Annotated in this window: 15 protein-coding genes; 2 read left to right on the top strand and 13 right to left on the bottom strand. The window is 33.2% G+C overall.

From position 1 onward, the window contains the following. Positions 1 to 113: 113 nt before the first annotated feature. From nagZ to EPK97_RS05320, 6 genes are all read right to left on the bottom strand, one after another. The gene (gene nagZ, locus EPK97_RS05345; protein WP_162035581.1) at positions 114 to 1,706 is read right to left on the bottom strand and encodes a beta-N-acetylhexosaminidase; all 1,593 of its coding nucleotides are present in this window, start codon (positions 1,704 to 1,706) and stop codon (positions 114 to 116) included. A gap of 74 nt (positions 1,707 to 1,780) precedes the next feature. Further along, on the bottom strand, positions 1,781 to 3,364 hold the full coding sequence (locus tag EPK97_RS05340) for a response regulator transcription factor (RefSeq protein ID WP_162035580.1): 1,584 nt from the start codon (positions 3,362 to 3,364) through the stop codon (positions 1,781 to 1,783). A gap of 12 nt (positions 3,365 to 3,376) precedes the next feature. After that, complete coding sequence (locus EPK97_RS05335) at positions 3,377 to 5,143, bottom strand: sensor histidine kinase (RefSeq protein ID WP_162035579.1); 1,767 nt, start codon at positions 5,141 to 5,143, stop codon at positions 3,377 to 3,379. Position 5,144: 1 nt separating this feature from the next. Next, on the bottom strand, positions 5,145 to 5,963 hold the full coding sequence (locus EPK97_RS05330; RefSeq protein WP_162035578.1) for a carbohydrate ABC transporter permease: 819 nt from the start codon (positions 5,961 to 5,963) through the stop codon (positions 5,145 to 5,147). Continuing rightward, positions 5,964 to 6,842: a carbohydrate ABC transporter permease gene (locus EPK97_RS05325; protein WP_162035577.1), complete on the bottom strand. Its 879-nt coding sequence runs from the start codon at positions 6,840 to 6,842 to the stop codon at positions 5,964 to 5,966. Positions 6,843 to 6,978: 136 nt separating this feature from the next. Next, a complete protein-coding gene (locus EPK97_RS05320; RefSeq protein ID WP_162035576.1) occupies positions 6,979 to 8,334 on the bottom strand; it encodes an ABC transporter substrate-binding protein in 1,356 nt (451 codons plus the stop codon). A 251-nt stretch (positions 8,335 to 8,585) separates the two neighbouring features. Here EPK97_RS05320 and EPK97_RS05315 point away from each other — a divergent pair, with 251 nt between their 5' ends. Together EPK97_RS05315 and EPK97_RS05310 are read left to right on the top strand one after the other, a co-directional pair. Continuing rightward, on the top strand, positions 8,586 to 8,726 hold the full coding sequence (locus EPK97_RS05315; RefSeq protein ID WP_162035456.1) for a hypothetical protein: 141 nt from the start codon (positions 8,586 to 8,588) through the stop codon (positions 8,724 to 8,726). A gap of 63 nt (positions 8,727 to 8,789) precedes the next feature. Next, positions 8,790 to 10,082: an NAD(P)-binding domain-containing protein gene (locus EPK97_RS05310; RefSeq protein WP_162035575.1), complete on the top strand. Its 1,293-nt coding sequence runs from the start codon at positions 8,790 to 8,792 to the stop codon at positions 10,080 to 10,082. A gap of 6 nt (positions 10,083 to 10,088) precedes the next feature. Here EPK97_RS05310 and EPK97_RS05305 read toward each other — a convergent pair whose 3' ends face one another. The 7 genes from EPK97_RS05305 to spoIIIAE form a co-directional block, all read right to left on the bottom strand. Beyond that, positions 10,089 to 10,382 (bottom strand): hypothetical protein, encoded by a 294-nt coding sequence (locus tag EPK97_RS05305; protein ID WP_162035574.1) that lies wholly within the window; start codon positions 10,380 to 10,382, stop codon positions 10,089 to 10,091. A 115-nt stretch (positions 10,383 to 10,497) separates the two neighbouring features. After that, positions 10,498 to 10,950, bottom strand: a complete 453-nt coding sequence (locus EPK97_RS05300; RefSeq protein WP_162035573.1) for a DUF2569 family protein — start codon at positions 10,948 to 10,950, stop codon at positions 10,498 to 10,500. Positions 10,951 to 11,175: 225 nt separating this feature from the next. Beyond that, positions 11,176 to 13,071: a M14 family metallopeptidase gene (locus tag EPK97_RS05295; protein WP_205690230.1), complete on the bottom strand. Its 1,896-nt coding sequence runs from the start codon at positions 13,069 to 13,071 to the stop codon at positions 11,176 to 11,178. Between the two features lie 194 nt (positions 13,072 to 13,265). Next, positions 13,266 to 13,910, bottom strand: coding sequence for a SpoIIIAH-like family protein (locus tag EPK97_RS05290; RefSeq protein ID WP_162035572.1), 645 nt, complete (start codon positions 13,908 to 13,910; stop codon positions 13,266 to 13,268). Positions 13,911 to 14,079: 169 nt separating this feature from the next. Beyond that, a complete protein-coding gene (gene spoIIIAG, locus EPK97_RS05285) occupies positions 14,080 to 14,715 on the bottom strand; it encodes a stage III sporulation protein AG (RefSeq protein WP_170295462.1) in 636 nt (211 codons plus the stop codon). Between the two features lie 17 nt (positions 14,716 to 14,732). Next, positions 14,733 to 15,428, bottom strand: coding sequence for a stage III sporulation protein AF (gene spoIIIAF, locus EPK97_RS05280; protein ID WP_162035571.1), 696 nt, complete (start codon positions 15,426 to 15,428; stop codon positions 14,733 to 14,735). An 18-nt stretch (positions 15,429 to 15,446) separates the two neighbouring features. Beyond that, positions 15,447 to 16,616 (bottom strand): stage III sporulation protein AE, encoded by a 1,170-nt coding sequence (gene spoIIIAE, locus EPK97_RS05275; protein ID WP_162035570.1) that lies wholly within the window; start codon positions 16,614 to 16,616, stop codon positions 15,447 to 15,449. Positions 16,617 to 16,628 lie beyond the last annotated feature (12 nt).

Here is a 16,628-nt window from a genome sequence, read left to right as displayed (position 1 = left end):
CATAAGAGGTTTTACCGAATTCGAAATATGAAAAAAAGTGTATCTCATCAGCTACTGAAATACACTTTATGCATAAAGTCTATAAATACAGAATGATTGCCAAACAATAGAATTTAAAGTTTAACCGGACATTTTCCCACCGCTTGTTCTTCCCCTACTAATACTTTAGCTAATGCCTCAATCATCATCGGTCTGTTTTCATAACACGCTAAAAATGTTTTAACTTCAGGATAAGCTTGTATATCATAAGGAGTTCTAATGGCTACAGTTATAAGTCTAGTTTTCATCTTTTCACAGCGTTCTACCAACATTTTAACCAATTCCATTTGTTTAGGAGAGGACTTAGCATTATATGTTACCACTACGATTTGTTTAAAGATTGAACTTCTTTCTAACAGCTGATGGATTTCTTCTTTGCAAGGGTCTGAATGAATTTTATACTCGACTAAACTGAGAATACTATTTTTTAATATCTCTCCTAAACTTGCCTCCTGTTTTCCCACATCATCCACTGGACTCGTAAGTCTTTCTTCAGGCCAAATCACTAACGTTTTCAGACTAGTATCCAAGGGTAGTTGATGAGTGTCATCTTTAACAAGAGTAACACACTTCTGAGTCATTTCTTGTGCTATTTTTTGATGTGAATCTATCCCTATCTTCGATTTAACCGATTCAAAATTCTTTTCAATTTGTCCAATATACCGTTTCTCTTTTAATTTTAAAATTCTTTCTACTGATTCATTAATTCTTTCTTCAGAAATTCTTCCTTCTTGAACTGCTTTTAAAACGGCATCATATGCCATGACTTGCCTTTCAAATAAGTGACTAACTAAAATAACATCTGCACCAGCATCAATCGCTAATACAGCACCTTTGTCAATCCCAAACTCTTCTGAAATAGCATTCATCTCTAAGCAGTCCGTAACAACAACACCATCAAAGTTCAGTTCTTCCCTTAATAAACCTGTGATGATTTTATTGGAAAGCGTTGAAGGTTTACGGTCTGGTTCTACAGAAGGGAACATAATATGAGCCGTCATGACAGCATCAACCCCATGTTCAATTGCTTGTTTAAAAGGAACTAATTCAATTTCTTTCAATCGATTTAAACTATGTGTAATTTCAGGTAAAGACAAATGTGAATCAACTTGTGTGTCTCCATGTCCAGGAAAATGTTTAATAACAGCAGAAACATTTGCAGCTTGATATCCGTCAACCATCGCAGTACCCATATTTCCAACAAATTTTGCTTCATCACCAAAGGATCGAACACCTATGACTGGATTATCAGGGTTGTTATTAATATCAAGACAAGGAGCCAAATTCATATTGATCCCCAATACACGTAATTCTGACCCTGAAATATATGCGGCTTGATAGGCTATATCTGGGTTACCTGTCGCTCCTAATGCCATATTCCCTGGAAAGAAAGTAACACCCTGGTCGATACGGTTCACCATTCCGCCTTCTTGATCTAAACTAATGAACAAAGGAACATTACTATTTTTTTTAGCTAATTGTTGTAATGAACCAGATAATCGATGAACTTGATCAACAGAAGATATATTCCTACGAAAATAAATTATTCCACCAATATGGTATTTAGTTATTAATGTTTCAATTTCCTTTGTTGGCTGCAAACCGTCAAAACCACAAATAAACATCTGACCGATTTTTTGTTCCAAACTCATGTTTTGAACTTCCATTCATTCCCCTCCTATACCATCCTTGTAAAAAATAAACTAAGAAAGAAGGATTCGATTATTCCTAAAATTTATCCTCACTCAGTGATTTTGTTAAACATGGTTCTATATTCTGAAGGAGATATTCCCTCATTTTTTTGAAATACTTTTGTAAAATATCTTCGTTCAGAATATCCAATCATTTTACCGATCTTAGTGATGCTATTGTCCGTCATTATTAATAAAGATTTTGCTAAATCCAATCTTTGTTTGGTAACATACTCCACGAAAGTCATTTGAAAATGTTGTTTAAATAAAAGGCTAAAATAACTCGGACTGATTTTTAGATAATCCGATAATTCATCAATGCTTAAATCCGACGATATATGATGTTGAATATAATCACCTGCTGAAATCATCATTACATCACTACTTTTCTTGCTACAAATTTTATCCAAACAAAAGGTATTCAGCTCATTCATGGCTTTTAACAGATCATTTACAGAGCTACTATGCTGAAGCATCACCCAATATTTTTGTTCTTCTTGTGAAGTGATAATTTCTAACTCATTCATTTCTCTTATTAAATGTAAAAACATAAAATGTAAAACTTGTTGAGCCGTTTGATATGAATTTTCTGTTATGACTTTGATCTCTTTAACTATTTGTTTTAAACTAACGTCCACTTTGCCTCGATCTGATTGTTTCAAACCTGTTATCAATTCTTTTAAAGTATTCCACAACGAAAAATCTGAAACAGAATCAAATTGGTTCTCTTTATCTGAATAGTGTTTATTTGATTTTAAAACTAAAACCGATTGCAATTTTTTGTACGTTTCTGACAGTGATCGCATGGAGACCGTTTTGTCCCATACAACCATATTGATTTTTAATTTCAAATATTTATTCACCATATTTTGCAGATCCTCAGTTAATTCAAGCATTTCTTCTCTCTGAAAAAGTTTTTCAGAGTCCCTCTCTAATATGACACACCATTCTCCATCACGAGTTTGTAATACTATCGGTTTCTCAACAAATTCAATCAAAGTTTCATGTAATACATTCTTAACTGCAAAGTTCCATAGTTTCTTTTCATTCTGACTCCATTCCATTGATTTTTTAAAATAATCCTCGATATCTATTAGAAAAAAATTAAACTGTTTTGATTGTAAAACGTTTATTTCCTCATTAAAACTTAATGAATGCGAAGAATAATTCATGATCACATCATAAAATACTTTTTCATAAGCTAAATCTGTAATATTATCAAACTTTTGTTGGGTCATATTTTGCTGTTTTCGATGTTTTATATTTTTTGTTATCCTATAAATCGTATCTTCCAGTTTGATATAATCTATAGGTTTCAATATATATTCTCTCACTCGATATTGAATAGCCTTTTGAGCATACTGAAATTCTTGAAATCCTGTTAATAGAATGACTTCACAGTCTTTATTTTGTTCCCGGAGATGTTTAATAAAGGTTAGTCCATCCATAACTGGCATTTTAATATCACATAAAATAAGATCCAATTTTCCATGTTTATTTTCAATATCTATTGCCTCTTGTCCATTTACTGCTGTTTTTACAGTATTGTACCCCATTTCTTTCCAAGGAAGAACAACTTGTAGATTTTTCACAATATGAATTTCATCATCTATAATCAGCGCTTTTAGTTTCATTCCATCACATCCTTATCCAGGTATAACACACTTGATGATTGTTCCATTATCGTCACTACAAATGTAAATTCCGTACTGATTTCCATAGTGAATACGAATACGCTCAGCAACATTTTTAATACCTAAACCATGAGTTGCTTTCGAATGCTGATCTAGTTTTATTTCCTCCCCATATTTGAACTCCTGTAGTATTTGATTCGGTATACCTCTTCCATCATCCTCAATATAAATAGCAATATGATTCTTCTCTAGTTTTCCAATTATACGTATCGTTCCTTTTTGTTCTGCTCGATCAAAACCATGCTGGATACTATTTTCTACAAATGGTTGCAGTGTTAATTTCAAAATATTAGCATTTAAAATCTCTTCAGGCATATCGAATTCATATTCAAAAAGATCAATAAATCGAAATTTTTGAATTTCTAAATAACTTCTCACATGTTCAATTTCCTGTTTCATTTGAATCTCTTCATTTTCTTGGAAGCTGATACGTAAAATATTACCCAATCTCTGTACAATTTTACTTACTTTCTGACCTTCATTCTGAACAGCTAATACATTGATAGATTCTAAAGTATTAAACAAAAAATGAGGTCTTATTTGTGCTTGCATCAGCATCAATTCTGCTCTATTTTTTCTGTTTTGCTCATATTTAACTTCTTCTATTAATAACCGAACTTTTTGGATTAAATGATTAAATCCTCTGGCTAAAACCGTTCTTTCGTCATTCCCTTTCTCTTCAACGATCACATTCAATTGCCCTTTTTCTACTTTACGCATTGCTTTTACAAACCGAATGAACGATTGAACAATCCCTCGAACAAATAACAGATTAAATAACAAAGCGCTAATAATACAAAGAGAAGTGATGACCGCAATCCATATCAGAATAGTATTTGTTTCTTCAGTTAATAACGCCCATGAAGTGACAGATACAAGGTACCAATTTCCTCCAACCATATCTTCGATCCTAATCTTATAACTTGAAATGATACTTTCTTCTCCATTAAAATCACTTTTACTGCTGACAAATTTCTGATTGAAAGATAGATCTTTCGGAAGAAAATTAAAAATATTTTCACCCTTATATAAATTTTTCTGATCGAAAAAAATGGTCCCCTGATCATTCACAATCAAAAAGTGCTGCCCAGGAATTTGCCCATTTTGTTCATATGATTTAAATATGTTTATTAATTCACGTAGCTCAAGCTGCATGACGATAAAACCTAGATCTTCAAGTGTATAAAAATCTTTCACAACTCGTACATGCCTAAATAATTTTTCAGAAACTGTAGAATCAGGAATCTCAAATGGTGTTACCCAAATCGGTCTTCCTGTATATTCAAACATTTTTTCATAAACTTCAGATTCAACAATTTTTTCAAAGGATACCGACTGCAAATTTTCATTTTTAGCTGATGAAACAATTTCCTCTTCTAAATTATATAAAGTAACTTCTTGTATATAGGGATGCGTTAGTAAACTCTGTAATATCGTTTTTTCGGCTTTTATTTTACTAAGTTCATTTATAATTGGATTTTTAAACAATGATTGTATATCGTTACTTACTATCCAAGAATCAGAAAAATTATTAATATCTTGTACAATATATTGAATGTTTTGCGAAACCGCATGTAAATTTAATTTCGTTTGTTCACTATATTTCTCTTCTATAAATTGCAATGCAATAAAATAACCCGTTAAACCTACTAGGAATAATGGAATAATGATGAACCCAAAAAAAGCAATTAATACTTTATGACTTAATTTCAAATTCATCCTATCCTTTCACGCTACCAGCAGTTACCCCTTCAATAATTTTTTCCTGCAAAATACTGTATATGATAAGTACGGGTAAAACACTAAACACAATGCCTGCAGATAACTGAGCGTAATTTGTATTAAAAGCATCCCTAAATCCGACCATACCAACGGGTAACGTTCTTAAATGCTCACTCGATAAATAAAAGTTAGCCATTACAAATTCATTCCAATTCCCAAGGAAATTTAAAATAAATACCGTAACTAGCGGGGGAATGGAAATCGGTAATATGATTCTAGTAAACAACCCAAACGCACCTAGCCCATCCATCATTGCTGCTTCTTCTAATTCACTTGGGATTGTACGCATAAAAGCACAAATAATATAAATAGAAACAGGTAACGCAAACGTTGCATATGGGAGTATTAAAGCCCAATGTGTATTGTATAAATTAAAATCCGTGATTAACTTATAAAGGGGTACCAATAAAGAACCTGTTGGAATAACAAGACCTAATAAAATAAATGTATATATAAATCTACTTGCTTTCATAAATTTCATTCTAGTAAGAGCATAAGATGTTGCAGCTCCAAACAATAAAGTAACAACGGATGAAACGGTAGAGATATAAAAGCTATTAAAAAAATATGTGCCAATCTTAGCATTTTTCCATGCCAATATATAGTTATCAAAATTAAAAGTTGAGGGGAGACCCCAAGGATTTGTTACGATTTCAATATTATTCTCTTTAAAGGAAGAAAACAATACAAAAACAAAAGGGGTTAATATAATAAGTATATACGATAGTAATACAATATGAGAGAAGATTTTTTTCATTTAATATTCAATCCTCTCATTATTTTTTGTGATCCATTGAAATAATCCTGTGATTACAAGAGTGAAAATAAATATTAACACCGAGATTGCATTCCCATAACCATATTGATACTCACGGAACGCTTCTTTAATCATATAAGTAGCCATCACATCTGTTGTACCAAATGGACCCCCTTCTGTCATTACCCATACAATATCTAACGCTTTCATTGCTCCAGCAATAGACAATAACATTACAACAATAATAATAGGGCGAATTAACGGAATGATGATTTTAGTTGATTTTTGCCAGTTTGTTGCTCCATCAATCTCCGCTTGTTCTAACAAATCTTTTGGTATTCCTAAAATAGCAGCTAACATTAAAACGACATAAAAACCAGTCCATTGCCAGGCGTTTGTAATTAAAATAGAAATCATAGCTGTGCTTTTATCCGATAACCAATAAATTTTTTCAATTCCAAAAATAGCTAAAAATTGATTTAATAAACCTGAATCCGGCTCATAAATAAAACCCCATAATATACCAATAACAGCTGTAGATAATATAGAAGGGACAAAAACTGCCGTTTTATAAAAGCCTTTCAATCTTTTTACATTACTAATTAATAAAGCAAGAACCAAAATGATTGGTAGTTGTACTACAACCGAAAATAAAATAAAGTACACATTATTTAAAACAGATAACCAAAAATCTGAATCACCAAATGCTTCTTTAAAGTTCTCTATTCCATTAAACACGGGTGGATTTAGTCCATCCCAATCTGTAAAACCATAATAAAAGGCTTGAAAAACCGGCACACCCATAAAAATAAAATAAAACAGTATGGTTGGTAATAAAAACAAAATATAAACTAGAGGGTTTTTAAATGTTTTGTTCATAAGCATCCGCTCCAATTTTTTTAATATTAAGAAAAAATAAAATCATCTTTCTATGAACTTTCGTTAAAAAGAAAGCCACCTCCTAAATCAAAATTATGAAGGTGGCATTTAATATTTCAATAATGACTTACTTCTCTTATCCCTCTTGATTTACTTTCTCTTGCACTTCCTGCACTTCTTCTAACATTTCTTTAACGTCTACATCATTACCAAGGATTCTTTGTATTCCTTCACCTAATACTGTATTTACTTCTGCTTGAACCACCCCATCAATCGTAGGGAATGCTCCTCCAGCTAAATTCATTACATCAATAATTTCTGACATTAATGGATCTACTCCAGATAAATCTTCAATTTTCATAGATGGAAGTAATTTATCTTCAATAAGACCACGTTTTTGCATCTCATCGTTATACAGACTTTGAATAAACTGTTTGACTGCTGCTAATTTTCCTTCATCGTCAGCAATCGTTGATGAAAATCCATATCCGTTAGAGAATCCAGCATTCACAGCCGATTGATCTCCAACTCCATTTGGAACACCTGGCATTGCAAAGTAACCTACATCACCCAACATATCACCAGCTTGCTCAGGATCTGTAAATACAGAACTAGTCCAGCTACCATCAAACATCATTGCTGCTTCCCCCGTGATCAACTGATTACGCTGCTCCCCATAATCCAAACCTAATGAACCTTGTTTTAAGTATTCTTTTTCTACGAAACCTTCTAAGTATTCAAATGCCGCAACCACCTCTGGATCGGTCCATTTAGTCGTTCCTTCAACTAATCCTTGAATAGAATCAGGTCCAGCTGAATGTCCAACAAGTGTATTCATCGTCATCATCGGTACCCATGCACCTTTTGCAGCCATAGCAAATGGAACATAACCGGCTTCCTTTGCTTTCACTGCGATATCTTCAAGTTCAGCCCAAGTAGTAGGAGGCTCTACACCTAGCTCTTCAAATATAGGTTTACTATAAAAATAACCTTCAGTGAACCCCCCAATTGGAAGACCGTAAATCTCACCATCAATAGTAAATTCACCTAATTCTATAAATTGATCCGTCAATCCAAGTTCATCTAAAATTTCGCTCAATGGAAGTAATCTCTCCGCTTTTGCATATCTTATTGTATCCGCACCGCCAAACAAATCAAAAATATCTGGTTGATTTCCCGCTGCCATTTCTGCTGGTAACTTATCGAAACGATTCACTTCACCATCAACTGCTTCAAACTCATATGTTGCATTTTTCATCTTACTTTCTGCATCCGCTACAGCATCTTCCAAAAGGTTGAGACGATTTTCTTTTCCTTCACCAATTTGAGTATGACGTAAAGTAATTGTAACAGGCTCCATTTCATCTGTTTCTTTAACTACTTCTGTTCCATCCTCGTTTCCTTCTTCTGTTCCATTTTCCGTTCCACATGCTGCTAAAACAATAGAGCTCAGGAATAACACCATCATAAGTGATAGTAAAATTTTTTTCATACATTGACCCTCCCCAAAAGATTGTTAATAGTATTTGTTTCTTGTATTCATTATAGGTACAAACATAAATAAGAGAGAGGTCTAAATAAAGATAAAAGGGGGTAAAATTCTCTAATATTAAATCAATTTTTTTTGATTTATCATTGACAAAAATAGGATACAAAGATAATATGATTTATATCAAAATATTTTGATTAATTAATTAGCTTTAACTAAATCGTAATTTATTCTAATGGATTGGAGGGATTAAAATGAGTAATGATTTTGAAAAAGTTGTAAATGAACCTGTTTCTGATGAATGTTGTGGTGGACCTGCAACTACAAATGTTGATGCTTGTTGTGTTGCTGACGAAGAAGCAAAATCTGCTGGAAAAGACGGATGCGGCTGTTGAATAAATCAATTTTTTTTGATTATATAATTAAATTTTTTTAAAATATAAATGGAGGTTATGATAATGAACAACAATTTACCTGTTGCAATTATTGGTGGTGGTCCTGTCGGCTTAGCCGCCGCTGCACATTTAGTACAACAAAATGAATCGTTCATTTTGTTTGAATTAGGAAATAAAGTGGGTACCAACTTTTTAGATTATCATCACGTTCGTTTATTTTCACCTTGGAAGTACAACATAGATAAAGCAGCAAAAGATTTATTATTAAAAAACAAACTCCCCCTTCCTTCAGAAAATGAATTACCTTTAGGTGGTGAAATTGTCTCACAGTATTTAGAACCATTATCCAACTTACCTGAGTTTAAACCTCATATTCATTTAAATAGTAAGGTGATTTCTATTGGTCGAAAAGGTTTAGATAAAATGAAATCATTCGGTCGTGACGAAATTCCATTTGTGATTCATGTTCAAAAAGATAATGAGTTTAAAATGTATGAAGCTAAGGCAGTGATTGATGCTACAGGAACATGGCAAAACCCAAATCCAATCGGTTCTGGAGGCATTCATGCAAATGGAGAGCAAAAGGTACAAAATCAAATCTATTATGGCATCCCTGATGTGTTGGGTAAGGATCGAAAGCGATACGAAGGGAAAACAACCCTAGTTGTAGGAGGGGGTCATTCGGCAATTAATGCGCTTTTAGAACTTGCTGACCTTCAAAAACAAAACGAAAATACAAAACTAGTTTGGGCACTTAGAAAGAAAACAGTTAGTGAGGCTTATGGAGGAAAAGAAAATGATGCACTACCTGCACGTGGTGAACTAGGAACAAAAATTCATGAGTTAGTACAAAATGGCAAAGTCATTGTTCATACGCCAATGTTTATTCACTCCGTTCAAAAGGACGCAAATCATAAACTAAGTGTTTTAGGTGTAAAAAATGACCTAAATCATACGATTAATGAGATTGATGAAATTATTTCAAATACAGGTTCAAGGCCAAACTTTAATATGCTAAGGGAAATTAGACATGTTAGTGATCCATCCATAGAGTCTGTACCTGAATTAGCTGAACTGATCGACCCTAATATTCATAGCTGCGGAACTGTGAGACCTCATGGGGAAAAAGAGTTAAGACAACCTGAAGAACACTTTTATATTATAGGAGCTAAAAGTTATGGTAGAGCCCCTACTTTCTTATTAGCAACTGGATATGAACAAGCTCGATCTGTTGTGGCTTATATAACAGGAAATTTTGAAAGTGCAAAACAAGTTCAATTAGAATTACCTGAAACAGGAGTATGCAGTATCTCAAATGTAGTTAAACAAGAATCTGCTGTGGGGTGTTGTGGATAAATAAATTCACCAATAAACCGATCCACTTAACCTAGTCAATATTTTAAGTATGATGATGATAATTAAGAAGAGACAGAGGCAAATGAAAAGTACATCCCCATTTGTACTTTGTCTCATGTCTGGTTGAACATTTTTCCTATGATAAATCTTTGTAAATGCATATAATAGCAACCCACCGCCTGTAGTTGAAATGATCCAACTTATAAAACTTACATCATTAACAATCAATTGAAATGAACTAAATAAAACATAAATTATATATAAAGCTAAAATAAGAACATAAACAACACGAAAATTCATATAAATCCCCCCATAGAATAGTGTGATTTTTTATTAAGACAACACTATACTAGTCTTCATAAAAATATATTTATATTTTTATGAAATATGAGGACAAAATGTGAAACAATTAGAATTAATTTACAAAGACCTCTCTTACTTTCTTAGATCTTAAGAAATAGATAATCCAAAATCCACTTATCAAAACACTAAGTAAAAATTCTATTAAATTTAGTAATTCAAATCTAGAATTCAACCATTCATATAATACATATAAGATTAAAATTGATTCATAAAGTATAATGATTGTAGGTGTATACCTCTTTAATCTAATAATGGATATGACTATAACCACTACTAGAAAAATAAAGATTAGATCAACAATAAATTCCAAGACATTAACATTTTGCAAAATTTGAAATTGAAAAAATAAATATCTAACAGAAGTATATAAAATAAAACTTGTAAATAATAAGTACACAAATATAAAACCTTTAATTTTAGGATAAGCTTTCACAGCTACTACTACCCCTAAAAAGATCATAATCATCGTAATTGTAAGAGGAAAACTTTGATCCATTTCATTCATTTGTATCTTCTCCAAACTATATTGTTCTTTTCATAATAAACTAGAATAATTGTTGCAAATATATGAATTCATCCATATTTCACTTCTTTAAGTGCTTTTTTCCTACTAAGGAAAGCTTATGAGTAATTCAAATCTAGTTGAGTATATCATAATAACAAAAAGTTGTATCATAAACAAAAAAGCTGTTCACCTAAGAAAAAGGCAAACAGCTTTTTATTCGTAAATCTAATCTATAGTTAAATCTGATGTAACTACTTCTTTTTCTATTTTCACATCGTCTACTCCCGCTTCAACAAGGCTTCCACTACTTGCATCTGCTGCTTCAAATTGGAGTTGAATTGTTTGACCTGCATAGGAAGACAAATCAACGGATTGGAAAGACCAGTTTGCATCTTGATCAACCCCTGCCCCTAGGTCTTCAAATATTGTATCCACAGATCCACCTTGTATTACACTTAATCTGAAATAATCTGCACTGGAGGCATTTGAATAATGGCTAAAATAGTAAGAGAACGATACGGATAAATTTCCATCTGTAGGTAATGTGATGACAGGTGAAACAATAGTAGTATCACCACTATCGATATCATTCGCACCTACAGAACTTCCTGCACTTCCTCCAGTTACAAGATCATAACTTCCACTTGTTGTTGTTCCTTGCTGTTTTGTTCCGCTATAACTTGTGGTTTCAGGATTTGCTCTTTCCCACATACCTGTTGTGGCTGTATCTGTTCCATTTGGATCTGAAGTCCAACCTTTATCCGTTTCAAAATCATCTTCAAATACGATTTCTGTCTCTCCTCCACCGTCTCCTCCACAATATTGTGCAGCTTTACCAATAACATCATATGGACAATCCGCTTTATCAGTTAAGTATAGTATAGGATCACGGTTTCGTTCAGTTTCTCTTTGAATAATTTCATCTGGAGGATAAAATCCTGGATTGGAAGATGTAGGATACATTTCATACGTAAATGACATGATTTTGTGTTCTCCATAGGTCCAATCTGTCATATCACCATCCGTAATATATAAATCACTAGATTGTTGAGGAGTATAGCCATTCATATTCGCCATCTGATTGGCTAACGTTACCATAACATCATGATCGTCCTGTGTCATATCACTCGGTACATCCGTATAAGTGTAACCATATGGATATAAAATTAATTCTCCATACGTATGGAAACTTACTGCTGTTGTAATTTGCATTTTACCATCAATCATTCTACTATCAACAAAGTTTCTCAATGCATTTGTTTCTGGAGCTGAAAAAGGACTACTTCCACGGTATGTATCACTACTAGTACTACCGCTTGATCCTCCACAACATCCCCAATTGTATCCATAATTTCGATTCAAATCTGTACCTACATAACTAGAACCACTATTAACTTGGCGATTTTTGCGCCAAAAGTCATAGCTTCCATTTCTTACATCATATTCTCCACCATCTGGATTTAAGTTAAATACAAGGAAAATCTCTCTATTATCTACTAAGTTAGTAATCTCTGAATTCGTACCATACTCGTCAGTGAATAGATTCATTAAATACAATGTCATTTCAACGGTTAAGTGTTCACGGGCATGATGAAGACCAGTATATAAAACTTCTGCTTCATCTTCATCTGCAGATGGATTATCACTAATTTTGACAGCCCATATATCCCTGCCTTCATATGATTGACCAATACTAAATTTCTCAAGAATATTTGGGTGATCTATTGTAGCTTGATCAATTTCATCTACCATCTCTTGATAATTGTGATAGCCACTATCTGAATTAGGGAAATCCAAAGCTTGCAATTGATCATTAGTCATTTGTTCAGTTACTGAGAAATTTAATTTCTTTAAATCTTTAACTTCTGTAGGGTGTGCGATAACAATGACATAATTTTCACCAATTTCTTCAATCACAACACCAGTTCTAGCAATTTCAGTTCGTTGTTCTTTTGTAGATACATTATCAATTCTGAACATAAGTGGGCCTTCTGTTTCCTTCTTTTGCACCTCTGAATTTGCTTCAACAATTGAAGATACTGGTGTAATAAGCGGTGTTGCAACTAAACAAAACATTAAAATCACTGAAAAACATAAACGATAACCTTTAATTGACTTCATTGTAATCCTCCTTCTATTAAATTCTCAACTATCATTTTCATCATAACATCATATTCATCATAAAAAATGATTATGAAAATATATGGAAGAGAAGCTAGATTTTTAGGAAATTCGTCTAAACTTTTACATAAAGTGAAAAAACCCCCACTTACCAAACTAGTGTTTGGTAAGTGGGGGTTATCTTTTCACTATCCCTATGGTCTAACTGTAACTGTTACTTGACCAGGTTTTACCTCTAATTCACTTACTACTAAATCTATAATAGAGACGGCTTCACTTTTTTCTATCTTACTTGTTTGTATTTCTACTTTCCATTGATTATCCTTCTCAGTCACCATTGCTTCCGGATAAGTTTGCATTAATTGCTCTTCTATATAATCAACCTTTGTCCCTTTGTCCTCCATGGTTTGGATATCATCATAAGCTTTTGTATAGGTTTCAGTATTTTCAGAGGTAGCAACTACCGCCAATAAGGTTTCCATTTCTTTTCCCATCTCTTCCAACCTTTGCATTTTAGCAGCAGTATAGTAATCTTCTCCTAATCCTTCTGTCTGAATTTGTTGTAGAACCTCTTCATCTGTTTTTACAACGGTTTCCTCGTTAATCCACTCTTCTGACGCTACTTCGTCTAACCATTCTAGTGAATCAACGTCAACATTTTCTGTAACATTTGTTGAATCCATCCCAATTTCAGATTCACCCTCATTGATGTCATTAATTACGGACTCATTTAACGTATCCACTTCATTTACATCTTCTGAAAATAAATAATAACCTGATAACACCACCATAATACTTAACATAGAAACAAGCCATATTGTTTGTCTTCTTGATCTCATTGTTAGACCTCCTAATTTTATTTAAAATTTATTCATATCTCTTCTATATAAAACCCCGTATTTTAGCTTCTTCACTTTTTGGGGTGTTTTTAATTTTTTTTGGCTATGGGGTCCCCGGAAAGTATTAGGATAACGCTCCATTCGCACTTCTTCACTTTTTGGGGTTCTTTTACCCTGACTGTTTTCTAGGATTAATTTGGATACGGTGACCCGGTACTTCCAATCCCTTTCGAACGGAATCAAATATCATTTCCTTCACCGTTAAATTCTCAGCACCATTTGCTACTATAATCACTCCTCGAATCTCTGGTTTGATTTTCTTTACATAGATAGGTGTTTGATTACCTTCAATCTCAAAGAGTACAATTTCACCACTTCTAGATACATCCGAAATATGTCTTGTAGCGCCATTTGTATCTTTTTCAGTCGTAACTTGTTGTGAATCTTTTCTATTTTCAAACACGATATTTTCTTCTGTTGATTCAATAGTGATCATCACATCCACATTTCCAACACCAACGATTTTTTCGAGAATTTCTTTTAATCGCATTTCATACTGTTCTTCATACTCATCAAATGGTAATTTTGATTTTTCTTCTCCCAAAACGGGTAAACTAGCACTCTCAGGAGAGGCACGATCACTTTGAGAACTATCTATACTATCTACGTTAATAAATGAGTTCATTATCATTAACATCACACCAATTAAACCAATGATGAGCAGCCATCTAAAGGTTTGTATTCGTTTCTTCCCCCCTTTTTCACCTCCTACCCATTTTTCGATGATTCCTAGCAATTTTCCCAAAGTTAAATCCACCTCCTTTAAATTTCATCCATTGTTGGTTCATATTTTACATTTATTTGATCTGAAGAAATGTCCCACTTACTAATTAAAAAGGTTGTAATTTCATTTTCGGTTTGTTTCATTTCTTCAGTTATTTCCTTTTGCTCTTCATCTGCATCGACTTCAATTGCATCATCTGCTTCTAAATGAATATCAATCACTACAGGTTCTACTTGTTCTATGGGTTGTACTTCTGTTACTTCCATTGTTTGATCTGGTTTCATTTGTGATTGTAAAACGATAACCATTTCATCCACCTTCGGTTCATTACTCTCTTCAAACGAAACCTTCACAGATACACTTTGAACAGCTACCGACATTTGCTCTTCTAATTGCTTGTAGATCATATCCTCCATTTTTGTTTGAATTAACTTTGCGGTTTCATGTTCATTTTGATCCTTTAATTTCTCCCCATCTTGTAAAATTTCTGACATTGATCCATAGTCGTTTGTACTTACCTCGTCAAGTTGAAACTGGTTGTTCAATTGATCAAAATCCCATTCCACCTTCAATAATGAAACGATAGGAGAAAGAATCGTCATGAGAATGAAAAGGCTAATCACCACTTTTACATATCGCTGCATTTTATTACTCGGTAAAATCAAATCTACAAAACTTGCAAGAAGTATAACGAGTATAATTTCTCTTAACCAACTACTCAACCATTGCAGCAATCTACTTCCCTTCCTTCGTTACCTCATCATGACTGAAACATTTCCAGCAGTTATAATGATCGTAATAGCTAAGAAAAACATCAAACCTACAGCTGCAAGAGCAGCAAATACATAAATCATACTTTTACCGATGGTGAAAAGACATTTGACAATTGGGCTATCTCCCAACGGCTGCATGATCGCTGCGGATAAGTTATATATTAAAGCCAATGTTAAAATCTTAATGGCTGGAAACACACATAAAAAAATGAGTATGACAACCCCAAATAAACCAATTGCATTTTTCACAAGTAACGAAGCTCCAATGACTGTATCAGACGCATCTGAAAACATTCTTCCAATGACAGGAACAAAATTACTTGTGACATATTTAGCTGTGCGAATCGTTACCCCGTCACTTACTGCACTCGTTGCTCCTTGCACGGAAATTACACCTAAAAAGACTGTTACTAATGCTCCAAAAATCCCAATACTGATATTTCGTAGTAAATCTGCTAATTGACTCACACTGTATTTATCTGATATTGAGCTCACAATATGCAGTACCGCGGAAAAGAACAATAAAGGAAATACGACGGTATAAATCAATGTGCCTGTTGTTTGAATCATAAAAATGATCAATGGGTGCATAATTGAAGCTGTTGCAAAGCTCCCCATCGAAACTAACAACGTTAATAATAGTGGAATCATGGCAATCATAAAGTGAATCATATTTTCTATCGCCATTTTTGCATAACCAATTGCCACACTAAAGCTATTGATAACAATAATAATAAGTACAATATATGAAATTGCATAAGCTACTTTACTTACCGAATTTCTTTCAAAAGCGCTTTGCAATGTTTCTAGAATCATGCTAAACACCGCTAAGATGACAATCGTAACTAACAACTTCCCATTGTATAAAATTTCATGTAAAAAATACTTAATTAACCCCATAAATACTTGTGAAAGACTAAAACCTTCTCCACCTGGTAGAATCATATCCATTAAACTCGGATTATTTCCCGGAAAATAACCTCCATACTCTTTAAGCAGATTTTCCCAATATTGTTCTACTTGATCTGTATTTAAGTTTTCAGTTGTTTCTTTAATAATGATATCTGTTGGAGAATCAGCATATATAACAGCTCCTCCTATTAAAATGAAACTTATAACCAAAAGACTGAATCCGATAATGCGGGCCATTTTTTCATCTCC

The sequence above is a fragment of the Chengkuizengella sediminis genome (assembly GCF_010078385.1).
Classification (GTDB): Bacteria; Bacillota; Bacilli; order Paenibacillales; family KCTC-33759; genus Chengkuizengella; species Chengkuizengella sediminis.
Note: the sequence above shows the minus strand (reverse complement) of the source record. Positions and strands in the feature narration are given on the sequence as shown.